The organism is Mesorhizobium sp. L-8-3 (assembly GCF_016756615.1).
Lineage (GTDB): Bacteria > Pseudomonadota > Alphaproteobacteria > Rhizobiales > Rhizobiaceae.
Map to the genome: position 1 here is coordinate 6,919,197 of NZ_AP023262.1, position 26,449 is coordinate 6,945,645.

The 26,449-nt window shown below is 65.3% G+C and carries 21 protein-coding genes, 1 pseudogene and 1 riboswitch; of the genes and pseudogenes, 17 read left to right on the top strand and 5 right to left on the bottom strand.

Annotated features, from left to right (window positions below):
- The first annotated feature begins 138 nt into the window (after positions 1-138).
- Entirely contained in the window at positions 139-924 is a 786-nt protein-coding gene (locus JN302_RS32115; protein ID WP_202330354.1) for a FadR/GntR family transcriptional regulator, read from the top strand.
- Positions 921-2,621, top strand: a complete 1,701-nt coding sequence (locus tag JN302_RS32120; protein WP_202330355.1) for an AMP-binding protein — start codon at positions 921-923, stop codon at positions 2,619-2,621. The genes JN302_RS32115 and JN302_RS32120 overlap by 4 nt, the downstream gene beginning before the upstream one ends.
- A gap of 255 nt (positions 2,622-2,876) precedes the next feature.
- Here the strand turns inward: JN302_RS32120 and JN302_RS32125 are convergent, their stop codons facing one another.
- From JN302_RS32125 to JN302_RS32135, 3 genes are read right to left on the bottom strand one after another with little or no spacing between them, the layout of a single operon-like run.
- Positions 2,877-3,686, bottom strand: a complete 810-nt coding sequence (locus JN302_RS32125) for an enoyl-CoA hydratase/isomerase family protein (RefSeq protein ID WP_202330356.1) — start codon at positions 3,684-3,686, stop codon at positions 2,877-2,879.
- Positions 3,687-3,697: 11 nt separating this feature from the next.
- The gene (locus JN302_RS32130) at positions 3,698-4,690 is read right to left on the bottom strand and encodes an MDR family oxidoreductase (protein ID WP_202308508.1); all 993 of its coding nucleotides are present in this window, start codon (positions 4,688-4,690) and stop codon (positions 3,698-3,700) included.
- A 37-nt stretch (positions 4,691-4,727) separates the two neighbouring features.
- Entirely contained in the window at positions 4,728-5,486 is a 759-nt protein-coding gene (locus tag JN302_RS32135) for a FadR/GntR family transcriptional regulator (RefSeq protein WP_202330357.1), read from the bottom strand.
- 164 nt (positions 5,487-5,650) lie between these two features.
- Between JN302_RS32135 and JN302_RS32140 the strand changes: the two genes are divergently transcribed.
- Together JN302_RS32140 and JN302_RS32145 are read left to right on the top strand one after the other, a co-directional pair.
- Positions 5,651-7,048, top strand: a complete 1,398-nt coding sequence (locus JN302_RS32140; protein WP_202330358.1) for an FAD-binding oxidoreductase — start codon at positions 5,651-5,653, stop codon at positions 7,046-7,048.
- 10 nt (positions 7,049-7,058) lie between these two features.
- Positions 7,059-10,547, top strand: a complete 3,489-nt coding sequence (locus JN302_RS32145) for an indolepyruvate ferredoxin oxidoreductase family protein (RefSeq protein WP_202330359.1) — start codon at positions 7,059-7,061, stop codon at positions 10,545-10,547.
- Between the two features lie 413 nt (positions 10,548-10,960).
- Here JN302_RS32145 and JN302_RS32150 read toward each other — a convergent pair whose 3' ends face one another.
- On the bottom strand, positions 10,961-12,034 hold the full coding sequence (locus tag JN302_RS32150; protein ID WP_202330360.1) for a D-alanine--D-alanine ligase family protein: 1,074 nt from the start codon (positions 12,032-12,034) through the stop codon (positions 10,961-10,963).
- A 513-nt stretch (positions 12,035-12,547) separates the two neighbouring features.
- On the opposite strand from JN302_RS32150, the pseudogene JN302_RS32155 reads away from it, so the two are divergent.
- Positions 12,548-13,437 (top strand): annotated as a pseudogene (locus tag JN302_RS32155) (helix-turn-helix domain-containing protein).
- Positions 13,438-13,567: 130 nt separating this feature from the next.
- Here JN302_RS32155 and JN302_RS32160 read toward each other — a convergent pair.
- A complete protein-coding gene (locus JN302_RS32160; protein WP_202330361.1) occupies positions 13,568-15,709 on the bottom strand; it encodes a TonB-dependent siderophore receptor in 2,142 nt (713 codons plus the stop codon).
- Between the two features lie 223 nt (positions 15,710-15,932).
- Between JN302_RS32160 and JN302_RS32165 the strand changes: the two genes are divergently transcribed.
- From JN302_RS32165 to JN302_RS32220, 12 genes are all read left to right on the top strand, one after another.
- Positions 15,933-16,943 carry an iron-siderophore ABC transporter substrate-binding protein gene (locus tag JN302_RS32165; protein ID WP_202330362.1) on the top strand — a complete coding sequence of 337 codons (1,011 nt, stop codon included), beginning with the start codon at positions 15,933-15,935 and terminating at the stop codon, positions 16,941-16,943.
- Positions 16,940-17,983 (top strand): FecCD family ABC transporter permease, encoded by a 1,044-nt coding sequence (locus JN302_RS32170; RefSeq protein ID WP_202330363.1) that lies wholly within the window; start codon positions 16,940-16,942, stop codon positions 17,981-17,983. The genes JN302_RS32165 and JN302_RS32170 overlap by 4 nt, the downstream gene beginning before the upstream one ends.
- A gap of 50 nt (positions 17,984-18,033) precedes the next feature.
- Positions 18,034-19,020, top strand: a complete 987-nt coding sequence (locus JN302_RS32175) for a FecCD family ABC transporter permease (protein WP_202330364.1) — start codon at positions 18,034-18,036, stop codon at positions 19,018-19,020.
- On the top strand, positions 19,017-19,820 hold the full coding sequence (locus JN302_RS32180) for an ABC transporter ATP-binding protein (protein WP_202330365.1): 804 nt from the start codon (positions 19,017-19,019) through the stop codon (positions 19,818-19,820). Before JN302_RS32175 ends, JN302_RS32180 begins: the two co-directional genes overlap by 4 nt.
- A 74-nt stretch (positions 19,821-19,894) precedes the next feature.
- A riboswitch (TPP riboswitch) is annotated at positions 19,895-20,011 on the top strand.
- Positions 20,012-20,129: 118 nt separating this feature from the next.
- The gene (gene thiC / locus JN302_RS32185; RefSeq protein WP_202330366.1) at positions 20,130-21,935 is read left to right on the top strand and encodes a phosphomethylpyrimidine synthase ThiC; all 1,806 of its coding nucleotides are present in this window, start codon (positions 20,130-20,132) and stop codon (positions 21,933-21,935) included.
- Positions 21,932-22,921 carry a glycine oxidase ThiO gene (gene thiO / locus JN302_RS32190; protein ID WP_202330367.1) on the top strand — a complete coding sequence of 330 codons (990 nt, stop codon included), beginning with the start codon at positions 21,932-21,934 and terminating at the stop codon, positions 22,919-22,921. The genes thiC and thiO overlap by 4 nt, the downstream gene beginning before the upstream one ends.
- Entirely contained in the window at positions 22,905-23,102 is a 198-nt protein-coding gene (thiS, locus tag JN302_RS32195; protein WP_202330368.1) for a sulfur carrier protein ThiS, read from the top strand. Before thiO ends, thiS begins: the two co-directional genes overlap by 17 nt.
- Before the next feature lie 2 nt (positions 23,103-23,104).
- Positions 23,105-23,878 carry a thiazole synthase gene (locus tag JN302_RS32200; protein ID WP_202330369.1) on the top strand — a complete coding sequence of 258 codons (774 nt, stop codon included), beginning with the start codon at positions 23,105-23,107 and terminating at the stop codon, positions 23,876-23,878.
- Positions 23,875-24,480 (top strand): thiamine phosphate synthase, encoded by a 606-nt coding sequence (locus JN302_RS32205; protein ID WP_202330370.1) that lies wholly within the window; start codon positions 23,875-23,877, stop codon positions 24,478-24,480. Before JN302_RS32200 ends, JN302_RS32205 begins: the two co-directional genes overlap by 4 nt.
- Positions 24,471-25,232, top strand: coding sequence for a bifunctional hydroxymethylpyrimidine kinase/phosphomethylpyrimidine kinase (gene thiD, locus JN302_RS32210; protein ID WP_202330371.1), 762 nt, complete (start codon positions 24,471-24,473; stop codon positions 25,230-25,232). Before JN302_RS32205 ends, thiD begins: the two co-directional genes overlap by 10 nt.
- A gap of 421 nt (positions 25,233-25,653) precedes the next feature.
- Positions 25,654-25,899, top strand: a complete 246-nt coding sequence (locus tag JN302_RS32215) for a type II toxin-antitoxin system Phd/YefM family antitoxin (RefSeq protein WP_202330372.1) — start codon at positions 25,654-25,656, stop codon at positions 25,897-25,899.
- A 269-nt stretch (positions 25,900-26,168) separates the two neighbouring features.
- A complete protein-coding gene (locus JN302_RS32220; RefSeq protein ID WP_202334526.1) occupies positions 26,169-26,447 on the top strand; it encodes a type II toxin-antitoxin system RelE/ParE family toxin in 279 nt (92 codons plus the stop codon).
- Positions 26,448-26,449 lie beyond the last annotated feature (2 nt).

The window sequence follows — 26,449 nt, forward strand, 5'->3', positions numbered from 1 at the left end:
ATCTTATTGTTAGGCTGCATCCCAGAGTCTGGAGATGCGCCGGTTGGATCGAAGGCTTGCATCTTTTGATCAGGTGGTCAACAAATTAGATATTGTAATATTGAAATAAGCGAAAACGCGGCGAGGGAGAGAAGACGCATGGAGCAGGCAACGGCCGAGATACAGGCCACGAAGAGCCTGGCGCATCAGATCGCGACGGCTCTGCAGCAGGAGATCGTGCAGGGCACGCTGAGCGTGGAGGAACGGCTGCCCTCCGAGACCGAGATCGCGAAACGCTTCGGCGTGTCGCAGCCGACGGTGCGCGAGGCGTTGAAGATCCTCGCCGCCAAGAAGCTGGTGCGCTCCAAACGCGGCCCCAATGGCGGTGTCTTCGTCAACGCTCCTTCGCTCACGGCCGCCAGCCAGATGCTTCAGGAGATGACGACCTGGTTCGTCGGCCTCGGCGTCTTCGGCCTGTCGGAGATCGTGGAAGCGCGCCTGCTGCTCGGCCGCACCTGCGTCCAGCTCGCAGCCCAGCGCGCCACCGAGGAGGACCTGCGCAGCATCGAGGCGACGCTTGAGGCTTTCGAGCGTGTCGACATATCGGACGACGAATTCTGCCGGCTGGACGTCGCGTTCCACCACGCCATCGCGCAGGCGACGGGCAACAACGAGCTCCGCTTCATCATGCTGGTGGTCAACGATTCGCTCATCCCCGCCACCAACATGATCTCCTTCCGCTTCCGCGAGCGGGGGCGTGTAGTGTCGCTGCATTCGGACATCCTCGATGCGCTCCGCGCACGCGACGCCGCGGCCGCGACCGCCGCCTTCGAGGAACTGATCGCCTATCAGTCCAGCGTCTATGAGAAGGCGCTGTCGGCCCGACAGTCGGAGCAGCCGCGAAAGCAGGCCCTTACGCAGGCCCAAACACAGGAAGGTCGATGAGTTCCCTCACGGCCGAAGGCCAGCAACTCGTCGAGGCGTTGCGGGCGGACGGGAGCCGCGTCTATCGCAGCTCGGTTCCCCTCCCCGCGGAACTGCCCGACATATTCGACCGATTACGCGAATGGGCATCACGAGCGCCGGACCGGCTGCTTTTGTCGGAGCCGGACGCAGGAGGAAGACGGGGGCTCACTTATGGCCAGGCCCTGGCCCGAGCCCGCGCCGTCCGCCATCGGCTCGCCTCCGCCTATGGCGTCGGCAAGGGCAACTGCGTGGCGACGCTCGCACCGGGGGGCATCGATGCTCTGATCCTCAAGCTCGCCTGCCTCGCCGGCGGTTTCGTTCATTCTGCGCTGCCTCCCTTTCCGTTCCGCGACGGGGGAAAAAATCCGGCGACCGAACCTTTCCTGGCCGCCGCGGCGCCGAAGCTGCTCGTCGCACCCACGGGCCATCCGGCCATCGAGAATCTCGGCGCGGTGCCTTTGGCTGCCCTGGCCAATGCCACGATGGATTCAGGCGAAGCCGAAAACGAAGCAGCCTCGTCCGACGATTGGGCGGCGATCTTCTTCACGTCAGGGAGCACCGGCGTACCAAAGGGCGTGCCGATCACCCGTGCCATGATCTCCTCCAACCAGGGCGCGATCGCCGCGATGTGGCCCTTCCTCGCAGACACACCGCCGGTGCTGGTCGACTGGCTTCCCTGGCACCACGTCTTCGGCGGACTGGACAACATCTTCAAGGTCATCTGGAACGGCGGCACGATGCATGTCGACGCGCCGCCGGGTCCTGGCACGATCGAGGCGAGCGTCAGGCTGATGGCTGAAGTCTGCCCGACCATGCATATCGCGGTTCCGCTCGGACTGCGTCTGCTGCTCGACCGGCTTGAGAAGAATGCCGAGGCCGCACGCGCCGTGACGCGCGGGCTGAAAGCCGTCTTCTTCGCCGGGGCCGGCATCGATGCCGAGCTGTGGCAGCGGCTGGCGGCCTTTCGTGACGCTCATGGCGGGTTCGAGATCCTGTCCGGCTACGGCGCGACAGAGGCAGCCTCGACCATCTGCCTGTCGCCGGCGCCGCTGGAACGGCCGGGCGAGCTCGGCCATCCCCTGCCCGGCCACGAGATCGCCCTCGTCGAGGCCGACGGGCGAACCGAGCTGCGCGTTCGCGGCCCGAACGTCGCGCCGTGCTACCTGATCGAAGGCCGCAGGAGCGAGCTGCCGATCGACGAGCAAGGCTTCTATCGCACTGGCGACGCCGCGGTTCTGCGCAAACGCTCGGACGGCGTCCCGGTCTTCGCCTTCGACGGGCGCCTGGCGGAGGATTTCAAGCTTTCGAGCGGCGTCAAGGTCCGCACCGGTCCGCTGCGTGCCGGACTGCTGGCGCAATGCGCGCCACTGGCCGACGACGTGGTGATCTCGGGCGAGAACCGAGATCAGCTTGTGGCCCTGGTGTTCCCTGCTGCTGCATATAAAAACGATCCCGATCTCACGGCGCAGCTTGCCGCCCGCATCGGAACGTGGAACGCCGGCAAAGGCGGCAGTTCCACCCGGATCGCGCGTTTCGACATAGCGGCCTCGCCTGCCGACCGCACGAAGGGCGAACTCTCCGACAAGGGCCAGATCGTGCGATCGCGCTATCTGCGCAACCACGCGGCCCTGTTCGATGCCCTCCAATCGGGCGGGGGATACCTGCCGGAAGCGTAGGTCCTGCCAGATTCTTGGTTGCCAGCCCGCCTGCCGGCGGACCCCTCATCCGACCGCGCTTCGCGCGGCCACCTTCTCCCACAAGGGGAGAAGGGAAGGCTTGCAACAGCGCTTCCGCCAGTCGCCGACGTTGGTAATTTGCTGTAACGGCAAAGCCAGGCTCCGGCCTTCTCCCCTTGTGGGAGAAGGTGGCCGCGCGCAAGCGCGGACGGATGAGGGGTCCTGCCGGCAGGCGGTCTTTGGACAACTTGCCGATCAATCCAGATCGCGGAACGGCTTCTCGCGGATGTCGAGGAACTCCTTCAGCGAGTGATCCTTGAGCAGGCGCATCCAGTACCTCCCCTCCTCGGAGGCATGGAGGATCGCGGTGGTCTCGCGATTGTAGGTCCAGGAGCTGCCGAGACCGGCCGTCTCCTGCTGATGGTTCAGCGCCGCCTTGGCGAATTTGATCGCAGCACCCGGCATGCGCGCGCATTTGCGGGCGAGTTTCTCGCTTTCGGCCTTCAGCCGGTCGCGCGGCACGGCCTTGTTGACGAGATGGATGCGCTCGGCCTCGCGGCCGTCGATGAGGTCGCCGGTATACATCAGATGCCGGGCGTGGATCATCGGAACTGTCCAGGGCAGCATCAGCGTCGGCGGCGCCGATACGTGGCGAACTTCGGGCTCCCCGAACATGGCATCCTCGGCGGCGATCACCATGTCGCAGCACATCATCAGTTCGAGGCCGCCGGCCAGCGCATAACCGTTGACCGCCGCGATGATCGGCAGCGGCGCCTCGCGGATGAGCTGCATGCGGCGCATGTTCGCGCCGATGTCCTCGCGCCAGCCCTCGGCGTCCATCTCGAAATCCTCGCCGCCGAGATCGACGCCGGAGGTGAAGGCACGCCCCGCCCCGGTGATGATCACCGAGCGCACATCGGGATCCTTGACGGCCCGCTTGATCGCCGCCTCCAGCGCGTCGCCGAGCGCCTGGTTCATGGCGTTCATCTTGTCGGGACGGTTGAGGGTCAAGGTGACGAAGGCGTCCTCGGCGTCCTTTTCCCAGAGTACCAGTTCGCTGCTCATTTCAGACCCTCTCAGGCGATCTCGATGACGACGCGGCCGCGCACGGCGCCGGCCACGATGCTCTTGGCGAGCTCGGGCAGGTCCTTCATCGGATGGACCTCGGTCATGGCCGCCAGCTTCTGGCGGTCGAGGTGGTCGGCCAGTGTCCGCCACGCCCTTTCGCGCTTGGCGGTGGGCGCATGAACGGAATCCACGCCGATCAAGGTCACGCTGCGCAGGATGTGCGGGAAGACGGAGCCCGGCAGGTCGTTGCCGCCGGCGAGGCCGCAGGCCGCCACCGCGCCGCCATAGACGGTCTGCGCGAGCACATTGGCGAGCGTCGTGGAACCGACGGAATCGACGGCGCCGCTCCACCGCTCCTTCTGCAGCGGCCTCACCTCGCCGGCGAGCTCGGCCCGGTCGAGGAACGAGGTCGCCCCCAGCCCGCGCAGATAGTCATGCGTCTCGGCGCGTCCGGTCGAGGCGACCACCACATAGCCCTTCGAGGACAGCAGGCTGACCGCGGTCGAGCCGACGCCACCGGCGGCACCCGTCACAAGCACTTCGCCCTTGCCGGGCTGGATGACGCCCCAGTCTTCCAGCGCATTGACGCACAGCGCGGCCGTATAGCCGGCGGTGCCGATCGCCATAGCCTCCTTCAAGGTGAAGGCATCAGGGAGGCGGATGAGCCATTCGGGCTTGAGCCGCTGGAAGCGCGTATAGCCGCCCCATTCGGTTTCGGACAGGCCCCAGCCATTGACCACGACCCGGTCACCCGGCGCCCAGGCGGAGGAGCGCGATTCCACCACCGTGCCTGATATATCGATGCCGGCCACCATGGGCAGGCGCCGCGCGATGCGGCCCTTGCCGGAGACGGCAAGCCCGTCCTTGTAGTTGAGGCTCGAATAACTCACCTCGACCAGCACGTCGTGGTCGGGCAGGTCCTTCTTGGTGATCTCGCGAAAGCCCGCGCGGGGCTTGCCGTCGACATCCTCCACCATCATCGCGGAAAAAGCTTCGGTCATGTTTATCTCCAGGAGTGCATTGTCTTGATCGCCGGCGTCAGCCGCGCACGGCGCGCGTCGCCTCGCGTTCGGCCCGCCGCTTCAGGCTGACGGCATAGCTGTCGCGCAGATAGGCGAGCAGTTCGGAAAGCACCGACGTCGCGCCGGCGGCGTCGCGCGCCTCGATGGCGTCGGCCAGCCGCTGGTGGAAATCCGCAACCTTCTTCCGCTCGCGGACCTGCGAAACGATCATGTTGGTGATCGGCATGAACGCTTCGACCACAGTATACATCATCAGGCTGAGAGGTCCGTTTCCGGCGGCCTTCACCAGCGACCGGTGGAAGCGCACGTCGGAGGCGCAGAACTCCTCGTCGGTCGGCGTCGTACTGCGCTGCAGGGCGACTTCGGCCCGCATGGCCTTCAGATCGGCATCGCTGCGCCGCTCGCAGGCGAGCCGGCAGCAGATCGCCTCGGTCTCCAGGCGGGCGCCGATGATCTCGTCGATGTCGAAGGCGCCGACGCCGACGAGCAGCGTCGCAGCACCCGTGATCGCCGAGGACAGGCCTTCCGGATCGGGACGGCTGACGAAGGTGCCGCCGCTCGGGCCGCGCTGCGAACGCACGAGGTTCTGCGCGGCCAGACGCTTCAGCGCCTCGCGCACGGTCGGGCGGGATATGCCGAAGCTCCGGGCGAGCTCTTCTTCGGTCGGGAGCCTCTCGTCGATCTTGAGCCTGCCGTCGAGGATGGCCGCGCGGATCTTGTCGGCAACCTGCCGCGCGACGCCTGTGCGGACCACATCCTGATATTCGATCGGCATTCGTCCTCCCTCGGTGCGATCGTGCCGCAGATCGGCGCCAACCGCGCCGCCAGCCGAAGCCGGAATTACATCTAAACAATATAAGTTTGACAAATATTGCAAGCGAAATAGTCTGGCCTTAGACAGCGTCCGGAGATCGCTTTCCTCCGGATCATCCAGGCATCATGGCGCGACCCGACGACCAGCTTCTCTCCCATCTCGCCGCACGGCTCGACCAGGCTGCACTGCTGGTCGGCGACGATATCGACCAGCGATATTCCGACGACTTCTCGGGCGGTGAGAGGATACGCCCGGGCTTCGTGCTGCGGCCGCGCAACACCGACGACGTCGTGGAGATGCTGAAGGCCTGCAACGCGGCGCGCCAGCCTCTGGTCGTGCAGGGCGGCCGGACGGGTCTTGCGGGTGCGGCCAGGGTCCTTTCGGGCGAAGCTGTTCTCTCGCTCGAACGCATGACTGCCCTGCGGGAGGTCGAATCGATGGCGGGCTCCCTCGTCGTCGAGGCGGGCGTGCCCCTGCAGATCGTGCAGGAGCGCGCCGAAGCAGCGGGCTTCGTGTTCGGCGTCGATATCGGCGCGCGCGGCACCGCCACGATCGGCGGCAACATCGCCACCAATGCCGGCGGCGTCCGGGTGCTGCGCTACGGGAGTTTCCGCGCACAGGTGCTGGGCCTCGAAGCGGTGCTGGCGGATGGCTGCGTGCTTTCGTCGCTCGGTGGCCTCGCCAAGGACAATTCCGGCTACGATCTCGGCCAGATCTTCATCGGAAGCGAAGGCACACTCGGCGTCGTGACCCGGGCCTGTCTCAAGCTGCACCCGAAGCCGGTGACGCAGGCCGTCGCCTTCTGCTCGCTGTCTTCGCTCGACGCTGCTTTCAGCCTGCTGAGGCTCCTGCGCGGCAGGCTCGGACAACTGCTTGCCGGTTTCGAGGTCATCCTCGCGCCGCTGATGGGCGACATGGTCGCAGCACTCGGCCTCACCCCGCCGGTCGCGCTTGGTGCGCCAGTCTATGTGCTCACCGATATCCAGGGATTGACCCCCGGCGCCGACGAAGAGGCCTTCGCCCGGGCCCTCGGCCAGGCGATCGAGGACGGGCTCGTCGAGGATGCCGTGCTCTCCCAGTCCGATCGCGAATTCCATGCGCTTTGGGACCTGCGCGACGACTGCAACCGCTTCCTCTTCGCTCAAGGCACCAATCTCGGCCTCGACGTCAGCCTGCCCTTGCCGCGCATGGACGCGTTCCTGGAGGCTGCCCGGAAGGCCCAGGCACGCGCCGACCCCGCCGCGCGCGCCCACATCTTCGGCCATCTGGGCGACGGCAACCTTCACTACATCGTCGCCACCGACAAGCCGGACCGCGTCGCCAAGGCGGTCTTCGACTGCGTGGCGAAAGCCGGCGGCTCGATCTCGGCCGAGCACGGCATAGGACTGGACAAGAAGCGCTATCTTCATCTGACCCGCAGCGAAGCCCAGATCGCCGCGATGCGGCGCCTGAAGGCAGCCTTCGATCCCAACGATATCCTTAATCCCGGCCGCATCTTCGACATGCCGCCTGCCATCTCCTGAGAACTCCGGCATGACCGCAGCCACATCCACCGGACGAACCGGCACGGCTCGGCCCGTCGACATGCCGTCGGCGCTCGACGAGCGCTACACGCTCGAACGCGGTCGCATCCTTGTATCGGGCACGCAGGCTTTGGTGCGCCTGCCCATGGTGCAGCGGCAGCGCGATCTCGCCGCGGGTCTCAACACGGCAGGCTACGTCTCCGGTTACCGCGGCTCGCCGCTCGCCGGTTTCGACCGCGAGATGGCCAGCGCCCGCAGATATCTCGCGGCGAACCACATCGTCTTCCAGCCGGGCCTCAACGAGGACATGGCGGCGACCGCCGTGTGGGGCACGCAGCAGACCGGGCTGTTCCCCGGGGCGCGCTATGACGGCGTCTTTTCGATGTGGTACGGCAAGGGGCCCGGCGTCGACCGCACGATGGACGTCATCCGACACGCGAACGCAGTCGGCACAGACAGGCATGGCGGCGTGCTGCTTCTGGTCGGCGACGACCATGGCGCCGTCTCCTCCACTCTGCCGCATCAGAGCGAGCACAATCTTATCTCGGCCATGGTGCCGCTGCTGTCGCCGGCGGGTGTCGGCGAGTATATCGACCATGGCCTGCTCGGCTGGGCGCTCAGCCGCTATTCCGGCGCCTGGGTCGGCTTCAAATGCCAGACCGAGATCGTCGAATGCTCGGCGACCGTCGACCTCGATCCCGAACGGCTCCGGATCGTGACGCCGGATCTGCCGCTGCCGGCCGACGGCCTGTCCATGCGATGGCCTGACGGCAACCTCGCCATGGAGCGGCGGCTGGAAGCCAAGCTGCAGGCGGTCCTCGCCTTCGCCCGCGCCAATCAAATCGACCGTCAGGTCTGGGCCTCGCCCTCGTCGCGGCTCGGCATCGTCGCCACAGGCAAATCCTGGCTCGACCTCATGGGCGCCATGTCCCTGCTCGGCATCGACGAAGGCAGGGCGGCAGCACTCGGCATCCGCCTCTACAAGGTGGGCATGGTGTGGCCGCTCGAACCGGAAGGGCTGCGCGCCTTCGCCGACGGCCTGGAGCAGATCCTTGTGGTCGAGGAGAAGCGCCCGGTCATCGAGGACCAGATCAAATCGCAGCTCTTCAACCTGCCGTCCGTCCGCCGGCCCCAGGTGTTCGGCAAGACGGACCGCCAAGGAGCGCCGCTGCTGCCCTCGATCGGAGAGATCGGTGCGCTTTCGGTCGCCCGCGCCATTCTCTCGTGGCTGGGCGAACGGGACGCTGAATTGGCCGGCCGGGCACGGCACCTCGCCGGGATCGGCGACCCGGCTCCGGCCGAGCCCGGCATGCCGAGCCGCGAACCCTATTTCTGCTCGGGCTGCCCGCACAGCATCTCGACCGTCGTGCCCTCGGGCAGTCGCGCCTCGACAGGCATAGGCTGCCACATGATGGTGGTGGGCATGGAGCGGGAGACGTCGACCTTCACCCAGATGGGCGGCGAAGGCGGCTCCTGGATCGGCCTGTCACCCTTCACCGACGAGAAGCACATCTTCGTCAATATGGGCGACGGCACCTATTTCCATTCCGGGCTGCTCGCGATCCGCGCCGCGATCGCCGCCAGGGTCAACGCCACCTACAAGATCCTGTTCAACGACGCCGTCGCCATGACCGGCGGCCAGCGGCATGACGGCGAGCTGTCCGTCCCGGCGATCGTCGACCAGGTGCTGGCCGAAGGCGCGAGACAGGTCGTCGTCGTCTCCGAACGGCCCGAACTTCTCGCCGGCGATCTGCCGCGCTCGGTCGAGATCCATCATCGAGACGAGCTCGACCGCGTGCAGAAGGAGCTGCGTGAGTCGCAGGGCGTGACGGTCCTTATCTACGACCAGGTGTGCGCCGCCGAAAAACGCCGCCGGCGCAAGCGCGGCACCTATCCGGTCTCGCCCAAACGCGCCTTCATCAACGAGCTGGTCTGCGAGGGCTGCGGCGACTGTTCGGCCGTGTCGAACTGCATCTCGATCGAGCCGCGCGAGACCGAGTTCGGCCGCAAGCGCATGATCAACCAGTCGAGCTGCAACACCGATCTTTCCTGCATGAAGGGCTTCTGCCCGAGCTTCCTGACCGTCGAGGGCGGCCGCCTGCGCAAGCCGCGCGCCAAGGCCGGCAGCGACGGCGACCAGGGGCTGGCCGAGCCGACGCTTCCCGCGATCGGCGAGCGGCCCTACAGCATGCTGCTCACCGGCATCGGCGGCACCGGCGTCATCACGGTGAGCGCGATCCTTTCGCAGGCCGCGCATCTCGACGGCCTGTCGCTTGTCACCCTCGACCAGACCGGGTTGGCGCAGAAGAACGGCGCAGTCGTGTCCCATATCCGGCTTGCCGCGGATCCGGACAAAATCAACGCCGTGCGCATCGGACCAGGCGAAGCCGATCTCGTGCTCGGCTTCGACCTCGTCGTCGCGGCATCGCAGTCGGCGATCGCAGCCTTCGCCAAGGGGCGGACAAAGGCTGTGGTCGACGACCGTCTGGCGCCGACGGCCGCCTTCGTGAAAGACACCACGATCGACTTCCGCGAAGGCGCGATCCTGCGCCGCCTGCGCAAGGCGGGCGGGGACGATTCCATCGAGACCTTGCCGGCGACCAAGCTCGCGACGGCGCTGTTCGGCGACGCGATCGCGGCGAACATGTTCCTGCTCGGCCATGCCTGGCAGAAGGGGCTGATCCCCATCGGCCGGGCGGCGATCGAGAAGGCGATCGACCTGAACGGCGCCGGCGTCGCCATGAACCGCGACGCCTTCGCCTGGGGCCGCCGCTTTGCGGTCGATCCTGGATCCGTTTATCGGCAGGCCGGCGACACTAGGGAGGCCGCCCCCACCGCGCGGACGTTCGACGAGATCGTGGCGCGGCGTGTCGAGTTCCTCACCGCCTATCAGGACGCCGCCTATGCCGAGCGCTACCGGACGCTGGTCGAGAAGGCGAATCAGGCCGAAAGGAAGGCAGCGCCGGGCAAGGATAGTTTCGCCACGGCGGTGGCCAGGTCAGCCTTCAAGCTGATGGCCTACAAGGACGAATATGAGGTGGCCCGGCTGCACCGCGATCCCGCCATCCGCCGGCAATTGGCGGAGCAGTTCGAGGGCGACTTCCGCATCAGCTACAATCTGGCGCCGCCGCTTCTGGCCCGCATCGACGCGCGCACCGGCCGGCCGGCCAAGATGGCCTTCGGACGCTGGATCGAGCCGGCCTTCTGGCTGCTCACGCGATTGAAAGGTTTCCGCGGTACGGCCTTCGATCCGTTCGGGCGCACGGCCGAACGCCGTAGGGAACGGCGCCTGATCGTCGACTATTTCGCCCTTATCGATGAACTCTCGGCGCGGCTGACGTCGGACAACATCGCAGCAGCGACGGAACTTGCCCGGCTGCCGGAAGAGATCCGCGGTTACGGCCATGTCAAGCACGCCGCCGTCGAGCGCTTCGAGAAGCGCAAGTCAGCGCTGCTTTCAGCATTCGACAAGCGGCCGCCGCTCGACGAGGCGGCTTAGTTAGGCGGCGTCCAGAACTAACCGAATCGCTTCGATAAAAATCTGGCGAAGGCGGTGCGGTGCTACCGCCCCTGGGCTGCCCCTCACTGTCCTGCCGGACATCTCTCCCCGCGAGCGGGGAGAGAGAGGCCGGCCGCTCGGATTTCGCCAATCAGAATCCTCGGCGATTGGCGAAAGCGTAGACCCTATCGACTCTCTCCCCGCTCGCGGGGGTGAGCAACCGCGGAGCGAATTCATCGTGCCAGTGGCACGATGAAAGGCCAGCGAACGCCGGGACGCTGCGAAGCAGCGGGGACCCGGCCGGTCGTCCGGCAGGACAGTGAGGGGCGACGCAAGCGAAGCGGTTACGTTTCCTTAGTTAGACTTCTGCGCGCCCTTTGGAGCGCAGAAGGGCATCCAGCAAGCTCGCCCGCTCAACCGCGAGCAGCGTGCCTCTTCAGCGCATGCTCGATGAGCGCTTCGATCAGCGCGCCGTAGGGCATGCCATCGGCGGCCAGCGCCTTGGCGTACATGCTGATATTGGTGAAGCCGGGGATCGTGTTGATCTCGTTGAGGACGAGGCTCATGTCCGGCCGCAGGAAGAAGTCGACCCGCGCCATGGCCTCGCAGCCAAGCGCCCGGAAGCCGCTTGCGGCAATCGTCCGCGCGGCTTCGCCGACTTCGGCCGGGACATCTGCGGGTGCGCGCACGATGGCGCCGTCCGCATCGATATATTTGGCTTCGTAGCTGTAGAAGCCGTGCTTTGCGGCCGTGATGATCTCGCCCGGTCTGGACACGGTCAGGCTGCCGTCGGCCCTCTCGAGCACCGCGCATTCGATCTCGCGCGCCTCGACGAATTCCTCCACCAGAACCTTGTCGTCGTGGCGGAACGCCTCCTTCAACGCGGCCTCGAAGCTTCCGGCGTCGCGCACCTTGCCGACGCCGACCGACGATCCCTGGCGGGCCGGCTTGACGAAGAAGGGGGCGCCGAGTTCCGCAGCGACAGCGTCGAAGGGCACGGCTTCGCCGCGCCGCAGCGTGATCGCCCGCGCGACCGCCACCCCCGCCTCCCGCAACAGCCGTTTCGCCACGTCCTTGTCCATGGCCGCGGCCGAGGCAAGCACCCCGCAGCCGACATAGGCGACGTCGGCGACCTCGGCATAGCCTTGCACGGAACCGTCCTCGCCAAAGGGGCCGTGAAGCACGGGGAAGACGGCATCGACCGGCGGGAGAGCGACCGCATCCCCGCCCGCCGCGACGGCGACCATTCGGCCTTTGCCGCCGGGGAGCAAAGCCATGTCGGCGCCTTCTGCCGGCACCTGCGGCGGCAGCGTGTCGCCATCCAGTTCGACCAGCCGCCAGCGCCCGTCACGGCCGATGCCGATCGGCACGATCTCGAACCGCGCTTTGTCGATGGCCTTCACCACATTGGCCGCCGACAGCAACGACACCTCATGCTCGGCGGACCGCCCCCCGAACAGCACTGCAACTCTGGTCTTCCTGGTCATGCTCATCCTCAGCGGCTTCACCGCCCCACCGGGCTTCGATCTATGATCAATGATTCCGTCACAGGGCCGCGAAAGATCGGCCGTTTCGTGACCGAAGGTCGCCGCCGCGTATACGACGTTCGGAAGAGACAAGCCAATGCTGGCTTGTCGAAACGGACGACCTGCGCCGACAACGAAGGAAGCGGGCCCGGAACATGCGGATGGAACGCGCCGGGCTGGAACGGCTCGCCGCCCGATTCTCCTGCGTACGGTTTGCCGGAACCCGGCAGCACCCGGCCGAGTTCGACCCTTCCGCTCCCCGTTCCACTTCTCGACGGACCGCCCCACCCCGCACGGGCAGCCTTGTCACCATTCAAAAATATGACTATTTTCATCATATTTAAATTCCGACGGGCGTGATCGCAGATCGCTGCCCCGAACGCCATTGGGGAAGCCGGCTACAATGAGATGTCTCCTCGCATTGCCTCGTCAGGGCATGCCATCGATCCCGTCGCGCGCGAGCGGTTTCTGACGTTGAGTTACCTTCATTCCATGACCTGCCATACAGAGGGCATCCGGGCGCTCGCGCCGGTCAAATGGCGCGGCCTTGACGGCATGGTGAGCGTCTTCTGGGATGCCGAAGGCCAAGCCGGGGCCAAGGGCTACTACCTGTCCCCTGATCCGCGCATCGTGATCTTTTTCAACGACGTATCGTCCCATATCCGGATGGCCAATCGTGAAGAAGGATTTGGAAGGCACTGCCGTCCGATGATGCGCGCGATCTATGTTCCTGCAGGTGTTCCCTTATGGACCAATTTCGTGTCCATGCATCGGTTTTCCCATCTTGATCTGCATATGCACAAGGATCGGCTGCTGAGATTCCTTTCACCCTCGGTCGGGACATCGGGTGCGCTGACGGCATTGCGCCACCCGGTGGAGATCCAGGATATCGAGGCGATCGAAACGCTGGCGGGCCTGCTGGTCAACGAAGTGTCGACGCCGTCGAAACACGGCGTCTACGCCGAGAGCCTGGTGGGCAGCATCGTAACCGGCCTTCTCGATATCCCCGAGAACGACGGCGAACAAGCCAATGGCAGGCTCACTCTGGCGCAGATGAACAAGCTGATCTCGCGCGTCGATGCCCGAAGCGACTGTCGCCTGACGGTTGGCGAGATGGCAGCGACTGTCGGCTTGTCCGAAAGCTGGTTTGCCAACGTCTTCAAACAGACGACAGGCAAGACGCCGCTGCAATGGCAGCTTGGGAAGCGCATCGGGCGCAGGAACTGTTGGCGGAAAGCGACCTGACCGTTGCGGGCATTGCGGCCCAGCTTGGATTTTCCGATCAGGCTCATTTTACGAAGGCCTTCCGGCGGATTGCCGGGGAGACACCCGCCGCATGGCGTCGCATGCGGCAACTCCGCTAACCTTGAATTGTCCCACCCCCGAGGACTGACATGTGTCTCCCGAAAGTTTCGGGAGACATCCTCAACAAGAACCTACGGCACGGCGCGTGGCTCCTCATCGAGCGCCGTCCCGCAGGGCGGGACAGATTGGTCACCAGGTTTGGCGCAGTGTCGCCGAAATCGCGCGGCCAGGGTTGTAGAAGTCTGCTCCGAACCCGCCATAGGCGACGTATTTCTTGTCGAACAGATTGCTGGCGTTGAGTTCGAACGACGTGTTTTCCCGAATATTGTAGGTGAAGGCTGCATCGACCACGACGCTGCTGCCGGTAGACATCGAGTTTGCGTCGTCGAAGTAATACGACCCCTGATAACGCGTCCCGAGCCCGAACGTCATGTCGCCGCGAGGCCCATTGCCTTCAAGCGTGTAGTTGACCCAGAGCGAGGCCACGTGCTCGGGCACGAATTGGGGACGGTTGCCCTCGTTTCCGCCCGTTCCGTTTTCGACGATCTCGGCATCGAGATAGGAATATGCGGCCGTGAAACTGATATTGTTCGGCAGTTCCGCCTTGGCCTCGAGATCCAGCCCCCGGACACGAACCTCGCCGATCGTGGAAGGAAGGAGCGTGACCGGATTTGTGACCGTGACGTTGTTCTTGGTCAGGTCGTAGACGGCGGCGCTGAACAGTGCCGGGAAGGCGTCGGGCCGATATTTGACACCGAACTCTATCTGCTCGCCGCGCTCGGGCTCGACGCCGACGGATGGGGGAGCGACGGATTCGGCATAGGTCGCATAGGCCGCAACCTCGTTCGTGATCCTGTAGGTCAGGCCGATGCGCCTGGTCATTTCGCTGACATCGGCATCGCCATGGGTAACGACCGGCGATCCGGTCCAATAGCTCGTGTCTGTCTGCCTCAGATCAAGCCAGTCGTTCCGCAGTCCCGCCGTCACGATGAATTTTTCCGCGAACGTCAGGTCTTGCTGGACGTAGATGGCCCTGGTCTTCTGATTGGTTTTCGTATTGCTGAAACGTGGAACCGAGGCTGGCGCGCCTGCGTAGACCGGATTCGTCCAGTCGATGCCTGGCGCTGGCCCCCAGCCGGTATCGTTGTGGAATGAAAGGTCATTGTATTCGACGCCGACCAGAGTGCGACTTTGCACATTGTCGAAACGCGCATCGTATTGCAGGCGCGCATCGATGACGAAATTTTCGCCCGAGTAGTCATTAGCGAAGAAAGCCCGGTCGGCGATCGTGGAACCGTCGGTCGGCGTTACGGAAATGTAGGCATAGCCGAAATCGGTATCCGTATCGCTATAGCGTGCGTTCGAGCTGAAACTCAGGCCGGAGCCGAAATCATGGTCGAGCATCACGCTGACCGTGTTCCTGTTTATGCCGCGATAGTTGAAGTCGGGCTCGCCGAAGAAGCGGCTTCTGTCGAAATTCGAGCCCACGGGATGCCCGCCGCTGCCGGGGACTCCATCCTTGTCCAGATAATCGTATACGACCGTCAGGCTGGTGGCATCGCTGGGACGCCATGTCAGGCCGCCCATGAGGAATTTCTCGTCATCCCGCGAATAGTCATACTCGTCGTTGGCATCCCTGATCTTGCCGGTGAGGCGATAGGACAGCGTATCGTCGGCGGTGATGTTGTCGCCGAAATCAAATCCGGCCTCGGCGCGTTGATACGAACCACCCGTGACGTAGGCCTCGCCGAACCTTTCACTCCTCGGTCGTTTGGTGACGAAGTTCACCGCTCCGCCTGGATCGGAAACGCCGAAGACCGTCGAATTCGCGCCCTTCAGCACGTCGACGCGCTCGAAGGCATAGACCTCCTCGCGCACTCCGCCGAAGGAGCGGCCCAGAGGCAGCCCGTCACGATAGAGATAGGCATCGAAGCCCCTGATCCTGAAGAAGTCGAAGCGGTCGTCCGAGCCGTAAAATCCCGAGGTCACGCCAGCGGTATATTGCAGCACTTCCTCGACATTCTGTGCGTCGCGTTCCTGGATCTCCTTCGCCGTGATCACGGACACCGAGGCGGGCGTATCCAGAATATCCGTCGCCATCTTGCTGCCGCTCGAAGTGGTCGTCGCAACGATCGACTTCGCGTCGTTGTCGGTGGCGGTGCCCTCGACAGTGATCGTCTCGAGAACGGCGGCGGAATCTGGATTCTCAACCTGCTGAGCCGGCAAAGAGGTCGGCGTGAGGGCGACGAGTGCCGTACAACCAAGAAGTGCCGCGTTCCGATAGCGGCTCAGGGACCGCCTGTCGCTACCGCCCGTTATTTCGATGTCCATGGTACGTTCCAGAATTTGATGTCGCTGTCGCCGCCGGTCGGCTGATGTCAGCCGAGCGCCCATTAACTTGAGTAACATTGTCCAGTATTGTAAATTTCCCCGGTTTTGTAGGAACCTACGGAAACTTCGCCGCTCATCGAGAGAGGCGCCCGCATCAGGCTTGACGTCGCCCGGTTAAGCTGAAACTGACACTCCACTTTTAACGTGATGGAGGGTTTCGCCGATGCGGGGGCTCTTTCCTTTTTGCGTGTCTTTGGCCGCGGCATGGCTTTCGATCATCGCATTCGGCTGCGCATGCGCCGCGGAAAACACCAGCTATCCCATCGTCATCGAACATGCCTTGGGCACGACGACCATCGCCAGGAAGCCTGAACGGGTTGCGACCGTTGCCTGGGCAAACCACGAAGTTCCGCTGGCGCTCGGAATTGTGCCGGTCGGGTTCGCGGCGGCCAATTTCGGCGATGATGACGGCGACGGGCTGCTCCCCTGGGTGGCCGAAAAACTGGCGGAGCTTGGGGCCGACAGACCTGTGCTCTTCGACGAAGGCGACGGCATCGATTTCGAAGCGGTCGCCGCCACCAGACCCGATGTGATCCTGGCAGCCTATTCCGGGCTGAGCCGATCCGACTACGAAACGCTGAGCCAGATCGCTCCGGTCGTCGCCTATCCCGAATCCGCCTGGGCGACCGACTGGCGCGACATGATCCGCCTCAACAGCGCAGGGCTGGGAATGGCCGCGGAAGGTGAGGCGCTAATCGAGCGTATCGAAGGAGAGATCGCCCGGACGGTCGCCGGGCATCCCGAGCTTCAAGGCAAGTCGGCGATGTTCGTCACGCATCTCGACACGACCAATCTGAGCATTGTCAACTTCTATACCGCCAATGACACACGGGTGAAGTTCTTCGCGGATCTGGGGCTGAAGTCCCCCAGGAGCGTCGTCGAGGCGACAAAATCAGGGCAGTTCGCGGCAGGGGTCAGCGCCGAGCGGGTCGATGCCTTCGATGATGTCGACATCGTGGTGACCTATGGCAGCCAGCCGCTGCTCGACGCGGTGCGGGCCGATCCACTCCTGTCCAGGATGCCGGCCGTCACCGATGATGCGGTCGTCATGCTCGGCCAGAACCCGCTTGGCACGGCGTCGAACCCCACGCCGCTGTCGATCTCGTGGGTTCTGAAGGATTATGTCGATCTGCTTGCCGGGGCAGCAGGAAAGTCCGCCGGAAAATCCGAATGACCTCCGGGGGCGCCATGCCGGGCCGGGCGACGGCTTTTGCCGGGCGTTCCAACCGGGTCCGATCCCTATGGCTGACGATATCGGCTGCGGTTCTCGCACTGCTCTGCATCCTTTCCGTGGCGATCGGCACGCGCGACGTAGCCTGGGGCGACATTGTCGCAGCGCTGGGAGGGCAGGCGGACAGCATCGCTCAGGCCGCGGTTGCCGTGCGCATTCCACGCACGCTGCTTGCCCTGCTTGCCGGAGCAGCACTCGGGCTTGCCGGGGCGATCATGCAGGGCGTGACACGCAATCCTCTCGCCGATCCGGGCATTCTCGGCGTCAATATGGGCGCATCCCTGGCGGTCGTGGTCGGGGTGGCCTGGTTCAACATCGCCTCGGCCCAGGCCTATATTTTCGCTGCCATCCTGGGCGCCGGCGTCGCAGCGGTCTTCGTGTATGTCATCGGGTCCCTGGGGCGTGGCGGCGCAACCCCGCTCAAGCTGGCGCTTGCAGGGGCAGCCACCTCGGTTGCCTTTTCTTCGCTGGTCGTCGCCGTGGTGCTGCCGAGGAACGATATCGCGGGCGGTATCCGCGCGTGGCAGATAGGCGGCGTGGGTGGAGCGACCTTCGACCGGATCTCCCACGTGCTGCCATTTCTCGCGGCGGGTCTCGCCATCAGCCTGCTGTCGGCACGGAAGCTGAATTCGCTTGCCTTGGGCGATGAACTGGCCGCCGGGCTTGGCGAGCGTGTCGCCATGGCCCGCGCAATCGCCGCCCTTGGTGCGATCCTTCTGTGCGGGGCAACCACGGCAATCTGCGGCCCCATCGGCTTTCTGGGGCTGGTCGTGCCGCATCTGTGCCGCTTGCTGGTCGGTGTCGATCACCGGTGGCTTCTGCCGTTCTCCGCGCTAAGCGGCGCTTGCCTGCTGCTGGCTGCCGATATCGTCGGACGCATCGTCGCCCGGCCCGCGGAACTCGACGTCGGCATCGTGACCGCCTTTGTCGGAGCACCGTTCTTCGTCTGGATCGTGAGACGCCAGCGGGTCCGCGAGCTGTGACGGAGCTTTCTCCCACCATCGATGCCATAGTCGACGTCAGGCGCCTGCGCATGCGCAGGCACAATCACGTCGTCGCAATTCTGGTGGCCCTTGTGGCCGCGCTCTTCATCCTGACGCTGTTGCTGGGGCAATCCTTCACACCGCCCGAAGACATCATCCGACTGTTGCTGGGCGAGGATGTGCCGAGCGCAGCGTTTACCGTCGGGCAGTTGCGGCTGCCGCGAGCGGTCCTGTCGATCCTTGCCGGGCTGAGCTTCGGGCTTGGCGGTATCGCCTTCCAGATCATGCTGCGCAATCCCCTGGCCAGCCCTGATATCATCGGCATCAATCTCGGCGGAAGTGCTGCGGCTGTCTTCGCCATCGTCGTGCTGTCGCTGAAAGGGCCGGTCGTTTCGGTCTTTGCGGTTGTCGCTGGTCTGGGCGTGGCGCTGCTGGTCTATGCGCTGTCGTTCAGGAACGGCGTTGCCGGAACGCGGCTCATCCTTGTCGGCATCGGCGTATCGGCCATGCTGGAAAGCTTCATCGCCTATATCCTGTCGAGCGCCCCGGCCTGGTCTCTGCAAGAGGCAATGCGCTGGCTGACCGGCAGCGTCAACGGCGCGCAACTTGGCCAATCGCTACCCCTTCTGCTGGCGCTGATCGTTTTTGGGGCACTGCTCGTGAGCCGCGGGCGCGACCTGGAGGCGCTGAGGCTGGGCGACGATACCGCCGCGGCCCTCGGCGTCGGGGTTGCCAGGACACGCATCCTGGTCATCGTTGCGGCGGTCGGCATGATCGCCTGCGCGACAGCGGTGGCAGGACCGATCGCTTTTGTCGCTTTCCTGTCCGGGCCGATCGCCGCCCGCATCGTCGGGAACAACGGTTCGCTTCTGGTCCCATCGGCGCTGGTCGGAGCAACGCTTGTACTGGTCGGCGATTATTGCGGCCAATTCCTTTTGCCGAGCCGCTATCCGGTGGGCGTGGTTACCGGCGCATTGGGTGCCCCGTATCTGATTTTCCTGATCGTGCGTGTCAACCGGGCCGGAGGCTCGCTATGACGTCACATATCCTTACCGCGAGCCAGCTTTCGGCGGGTTACGGCGACAACGTCGTTCTGGACGGGCTCGACCTTGCCGTGCCGCCCGGGAGGATCACCGCGATCGTCGGCGCCAATGCCTGCGGCAAGTCCACGCTCTTGCGCACGATGTCTCGCCTGCTCTCTCCGCGTCGAGGGCATGTTCTGCTCGACGGCAAGTCGATCCACCGCACTCCGTCCCGGGAACTGGCTCGGACACTGGGCCTGCTCCCCCAGTCGCCGGTTGCGCCCGACGGGATTGCGGTTGCCGATCTCGTCAGCCGGGGAAGGCACCCTCATCAGGGCTTGTTTTCGCGTTGGACGCGCAAGGACGACGAGGCCGTGGCGGCCGCGCTTGCGGCAACCGGAACCGCAGCACTTGCTGAAAGGCCGGTCGACGAGCTTTCCGGCGGGCAACGCCAGCGTGTCTGGATCGCCATGGCCCTGGCGCAGCAGACGGAGATCCTGCTGCTGGACGAGCCGACCACCTTTCTCGACATCAGCCACCAGGTCGAGGTGCTGGATCTGCTGACCGATCTCAACCACGCGCGGGCAACCACCATTGTCATGGTGCTGCATGACCTCAACCTTGCGGCGCGCTACGCAGACCACCTCGTCGCAATGGCAGAGGGGCGTCTTCATGTCTCCGGCAGGCCGGAAGACGTGCTCACGGAACAGACCGTGCGGCAGGTCTTCGGTCTCGAGAGCCGCATCGTCACCGATCCGACTTCAGGCAGGCCGATGATGCTGCCGATAGGCCGGCACCGGATGACAACGGGATAAGTTTGCCCGATCGCGTGACCGGCGCGCCCCCGTTCCGACCCTGTTGACAGCGACGACGTTCATCCTCCATCCTGAAAGCTCACCAGGGGGGTCCCGACAAGGGGCTGAGATACTGCTGGCGTAAGCAGCGCAGTGACCCGTTGAACCTGATCCAGTTCATACTGGCGTAGGGACGGTGCGAGGCTTCGCGGGTCGGCTCTCATTCGACCTCGGTATTCGGGCAAGCCCCGATTCCCCTCGGGCGAAGCGTCACTTCCTCCTTTCGGCACGAACTGGGTCTCCGTTGCAATCGAGCAAAGGAGGCTCGCCATGACTGCCCCAACCGTCACAACGGGCGAACTGCCCGCCTCGCGCAAGATCCACAGAGAAGGCACGCTTCATCCGGACCTGCGCGTTCCGATGCGCGAGATCGCGCTGCATCCGAGCGCCGGCGAGCCGCCGGTCATCGTCTATGATTCGTCCGGTCCCTATACGGATTCCAGCGCGCGAACCGAAATCGAACGTGGCCTTCCGCGATTGCGCGAGGACTGGATCGTGGCACGCGGCGACGTCGAGCGTTACGACGGCCGCATCGTCAAGCCCGAGGACAACGGCTTCGTTTCGGCCGAGCGGCTGACGCCGGAGTTTCCCGTCCGAAACCGGCCACTGAGGGCGACGGGTGGCCGGGCCGTCACGCAGCTCGCCTATGCGCGCGCCGGCATCGTCACGCCGGAGATGGAGTTCGTGGCGATCCGCGAGAATCTCGGCCGCGAGCGGCTGCGCGACAAGGCGGCGCGCGACGGCGAGAGCTTCGGTGCGGCGATCCCCGATTTCGTCACGCCGGAATTCGTGCGCGACGAGATCGCCCGCGGCAGGGCGATCCTTCCGGCCAACATCAATCACCCCGAAAGCGAGCCGATGATCATCGGCCGCAATTTCCTGGTGAAGATCAACGCCAATATCGGCAACTCTGCCGTCACCTCCTCGATGGCCGAGGAGGTGGACAAGATGGTCTGGGCGATCCGCTGGGGCGCCGACACGGTTATGGACCTGTCGACCGGCCGCAACATCCACAACATCCGCGACTGGATCCTGCGTAACGCGCCCGTGCCGATTGGCACCGTGCCGATCTACCAGGCGCTGGAAAAGGTCGGCGGTGTCGCCGAGGCGCTCACCTGGGAGGTGTTCCGCGACACGCTGATCGAGCAGGCAGAGCAGGGCGTCGACTATTTCACCATCCATGCCGGCGTACGGCTGCCCTATGTGCCGCTGACCGCCGACCGTGTCACCGGCATCGTCAGCCGGGGCGGCTCGATCATGGCCAAATGGTGCCTGCACCACCACAAGGAGAGCTTCCTTTACGAGCATTTCGAGGAGATCTGCGACATCTGCCGGGCTTATGACGTCGCTTTCTCGCTGGGCGACGGCCTGCGTCCGGGCTCGATCGCCGACGCCAACGACGCCGCCCAGTTCGCAGAGCTGGAGACGCTCGGCGAACTCACCCGCATCGCCTGGGCGAAAGACTGCCAGGTCATGATCGAGGGCCCCGGCCATGTGCCGATGCACAAGATCAAGGAGAATATGGACAAGCAGCTCGCCGTCTGCGGCGAGGCGCCGTTCTACACGCTTGGGCCGCTGACCACCGACATCGCGCCCGGCTACGACCACATCACCAGCGGCATCGGTGCGGCGATGATCGGCTGGTTCGGCACCGCCATGCTCTGCTACGTCACGCCCAAGGAGCATCTCGGCCTGCCCGACCGCAACGACGTCAAGACCGGCGTCATCACCTACAAGATCGCCGCCCACGCGGCCAATCTCGCCAAGGGCCACCCGGCGGCGAAGATCCGCGACGACGCGCTGTCGCGGGCGCGCTTCGAGTTCCGCTGGGAGGACCAGTTCAACCTGTCGCTCGACCCCGACACGGCGCGTGCCTTCCACGACGAGACGCTGCCCAAGGAAGCGCACAAGCTGGCGCATTTCTGCTCGATGTGCGGGCCGAAATTCTGCTCGATGCGGATCTCGCACGATATCCGCGCCGAGGTGCGCTCGGAAGGCATGGCGGCCATGGCCGAGAAATACCGCGCCGGCGGCGACCTCTATCTGCCGGTAGCCAAGGCCGAGCGCTTGCCATGAAGGTAACCGTCAAGGGCGCGGGCGTCGCCGGCCTGACGCTCGCCTTCGAGCTTGTCGAGCGCGGCGCCGAGGTCGCGGTCGTCGAGCGGCGCGAGCGCATCGCCGGCAATGCCTCCTGGCAGGCCGGCGGCATGCTCGCGCCCTGGTGCGAGCGCGAGAGCGCGGAAGAAACGGTGCTGACATCAGGCCGCATCGCGGCCGACTGGTGGGACGCGGCCCTTCCCGGCCATGTCGAGCGGCGGGGCACGCTGGTGCTCGCGCCGTCCCGCGACACGGCCGAGTTCGACCGCTTCGCGGCTCGAACAACGGGTCACCGCCTCCTCGACAGGGACGGCGTCGCGGCACTTGAGCCGGACCTGACCGGCCGGTTCGGGCGCGGCCTCTTCTTCGCCGGAGAGGCCCATCTCGACCCGCGCCGCGCGCTCCGCACCCTCACGGAAAGGCTTGCCGCGGCCGGCGTGCGCTTTGCGTTCGGTTATGGCGCCGTGCGCTCGCCCGGCGTGCCCGACTTCGTCGCCGATTGCACGGGCATGGCGGCAAAGCATCCCGCCCTGCGCAGCGTACGCGGCGAGATGCTTCTGTTGCGCACACGCGACGTCTCGCTGTCGCGTCCGGTGCGGCTCCTCCATCCGCGCTTTCCCGTCTATGTCGTGCCCAGGGCCGACGGGCTTTTCATGGTCGGCGCCACCATGATCGAAAGCGATGCGACGGGACCGGTAACCGCACGCTCGGCGATGGAGTTGCTCAACGCCGCATACACGTTGCATCCGGCCTTCGCCGAGGCCGAAATCGTCGAGGCTGGTGTCGGCCTGCGCCCGGCATTCCCCGACAATCTTCCCCGCGTCAAGCGGAAGGGAAACCACATCGCCATCAACGGCCTCTACCGCCATGGCTTCCTGCTTGCCCCGGCCATGGCCCGCCAGGCGGCCGACCTCATGCTCGGCCATGACAGCAACAAGGAGCCTGTCCATGAAGCTCACCATTAACGGCGAGAGCCGTGACGTCACGGCCTCGACGCTGGCCGCCCTGCTCGCCGAGCTCGACTATCAGGGCAACTGGCTGGCGACCGCCCTCAACGGCGAGGTGGTGCCGGCCGCGCGGCGCGCGGCCTGCCCCATCGCGGAGGGCGACCGCATCGAAATCCTGTCGCCGATGAAGGGAGGCTGACCATGCTTTGTCTCTACGGCACCGAACTCGCGTCACGCCTGCTGCTCGGCACCGCCCTCTATCCCTCACCCGCAATACTGGCGGAAGCGGTGAAGGGTTCGCGCACCGAGATCGTCACGGTGTCGCTGCGACGGGAAGCGGCGGGCGGCAGGAGCGGCGAGCAGTTCTGGTCGCTGATCCGCTCGCTCGGCGTGCGTGTCCTGCCCAACACCGCCGGCTGCCATTCGGTCAAGGAGGCGGTGACGACGGCAAAAATGGCGCGCGAGGTCTTCGGCACCGACTGGATCAAGCTCGAAGTGATCGGCAACCACGACACGCTGCAGCCCGACGTCTTCGGCCTCGTCGAGGCGGCGCGCATCCTCTCCGGTGAAGGCTTTGCGGTGTTTCCCTACACCACCGACGACCTCGTGGCCGCCGAACGCCTGCTCGACGCCGGCTGCCAGGTGCTGATGCCCTGGTGCGCGCCGATCGGCTCCGCGCGGGGGCCTCTGAACGTCGACGCTTTGCGCAGCCTGCGCGGCCACTTTCCCGGCGTGCCGCTGATCGTCGACGCCGGCATCGGCCGGCCCTCACATGCGGCCGCCGTCATGGAGCTCGGTTACGACGCCGTGCTGCTGAACACGGCCGTCGCCAAGGCCGGCGACCCCGCCGCCATGGCGGTCGCTTTCGCCAAGGCGATCGAGGCCGGCCACGAGGCATGGCTGGCGGGCGTTCTCGCGCCACGCGACGTGGCAGTCCCCTCGACGCCCGTCATCGGCAAGGCGGTGTTCTCATGAAGCTCGACCCGTTTTATCTCATCGTCGACAGCGCCGCCTGGATCGAACGGCTGGTGCCGCTCGGCGTCAGGCTGGTGCAGCTACGCATCAAGGACCAGGACGAGGCCACCCTGCGCCGCGAAATCCGAGCCGCACGGCAGACATGCGCCCGCCATGGCTGCCGGCTCGTCGTCAACGACTATTGGCGGCTGGCCATCGAGGAAGGCTGCGATTTCGTGCATCTCGGGCAGGAAGATCTCGCCGAGGCCGACGTCGGGGCGATCCGCCGCGCCGGGCTGAAGCTCGGCCTCAGCACCCATGACCATGCCGAACTCGAAACCGCGCTTGCCGCCGAGCCCGACTATGTCGCGCTCGGGCCGGTCTACCCCACCGTGCTCAAAAAGATGAAATGGGCACCGCAAGGGCTTGACCGCATCGGCGAGTGGAAGGCCCGCGTCGCGCCGCTGCCGCTCGTCGCCATCGGCGGCCTCAGCGTCGAGCGCCTCGCCGGCGTGTTCCCGCAGGGCGCCGACAGCGCGGCCGTCGTCACCGACATCACGCGCAATCCCAACCCCGAGGCCCGCACGTGGGCCTGGATCGAAGCCACCGCGCCATGGCGATGACGCCGCATGTGCTCGTCGTCGCCGGCTCCGATTCCAGCGGCGGCGCCGGCATCGCCCGCGATATCGAGACGATCGCGGCCTTCGGGCTGCGCTCCTGTCTCGCGATCACTGCGGTGACGGTCCAGACCCATGATGCCGTCGCGGCCGTGGAGTTGGTGGCGCCCCGTCTCGTGGCGGCCCAGATGCGGGCCGCGCTGGCCGCCAATCCGGTCGCCGCGGTCAAGATCGGCATGCTCGGCGCGGGGGAGACGGTTGGCATCGTTGCCGATGTGCTCGAAGAACATCCCGGCCTGCCCGTCGTCCTCGATCCGGTGCTGGCCTCGACCTCCGGCCGCGCTCTGCTCGCGCCGGATGCTGTCGCCCTCCTCAGGCAAAGGCTGATGCCGCTCTGCCGTCTGGTCACGCCCAACCTTCCGGAACTCGCCTTGCTCACGGGGTCGCGGCAGGCGTCCGATGAAACCGAGCTGCTGCGACAGGCCCAATTGCTGCTCGACGCCGGCGCGGCGGCGCTGCTTATCAAGGGTGGACACGCGGGGGGTGAAAAGTCGACGGACCTGTTGCTGCGCCCGAGCGAGCCGCCGCTCCGCTTCGACGCGCCGCGCCTGGAAGCCTCGATGCGCGGGACGGGCTGCATGCTCGCCAGCGCGATCGCATCGCAGTTGGCTACAGCCAAGGCGCTGGAAGAAGCTGTTCGGCGCGCGAAGCTTCACGTCTTCGACGCATTGTCTCGTCAGATAAGCTCGCCGAGGTAGGAAACCCCAGCCCCCTCCCCGACGAGCCCCCACTCTCCCGGCTTTCACCAGGACCGGCGGTTGCCGGCATCCAGCCCTATGCATCCTGCGTGCCAGAATGCTTCCGGGTGCCGGAACGCTTCAAGAAGGCGAGATTTGAGCGGCGGCCGCGAGACGCAGGACGGCCCATGGCCGGTGGCACCCTTTTCGCTATGTGCCCTTACGGCACATCTGTCCCATCAGAGGACTGTTTCCGGGAGCCGCCGAGGCTGCGCAGTTCAAGAGGTGTCGACCCGACCCCCGGCCGATCAGTGACCCCAAAAGGTCGAGGGCAGCGAAGTCGCCTTCATCCCAAGGCCCACTACACAGCGTTTCGAAGACAAGGTTGACAGCCAGGACGCGCCTCGCCCTATCTCTGCATGTAACGATATCGAGTGAAGCCATGCCCATCACCTTCACCAGCAGAGATTTCAACCGCGACCCCGGCAGCATCAAACGCGCCACCCTTTCCGGACCGGTGTTCATCACCGACCGCAACAAGCTCTCGCTCGTCGTGCTGTCAATCAAGGACTATGAGCGGCTTGCCGGCATCAGCACGTCGCTGCTCGACGTGCTGATGCCCGACGACGATCACGATTTCGAGCCGCCCAAGGCGCGCATCGGGGCGCGCCCGGCGGAGCTCGATTGATGTTCCTGGTCGATACCAATGTCGTTTCCGAAAGCCGCAAGGTCCGATCAGGTCGTGCCGCCCTTGAAGTGAAGGATAATTCGAGAACATCGATGAACACCCGCTCAGCCGCTACCGCCGGGATACACCATTCGAGGGGAGACGATCCCGACCCGCTGCCTGGAGCGTAGGACGACAAAGGGCCTGGCCATCATTTTTTCACCTCGCCTTGTAAGCTTTATGCTTACATGGCGCTTGATTCTTGTAAGCTGCTAGCTTACAACCCGCTTATGATCCGGTCGTTCAAGAACAAGGCATTGGCAGACCTGTTTCGAACCGGGAAAACCGCCAAGATCGATGCCAAGATGCACAAGCGCATCCTTGTTCGGCTCGACCGCCTTGAAGTTGCGGAACGCCCTGAAGACATGAACCTGCCCGGCTTCAACTTTCACGCCCTGAACGGCTTCGACCCGACCCGTTACACCGTCCACGTCAACGGACCATGGTGCATCACATTCGAGTTCGAAGGAAAGGACGCGCCCCGCGTCGAGTTCGAACAGTATCACTGAGG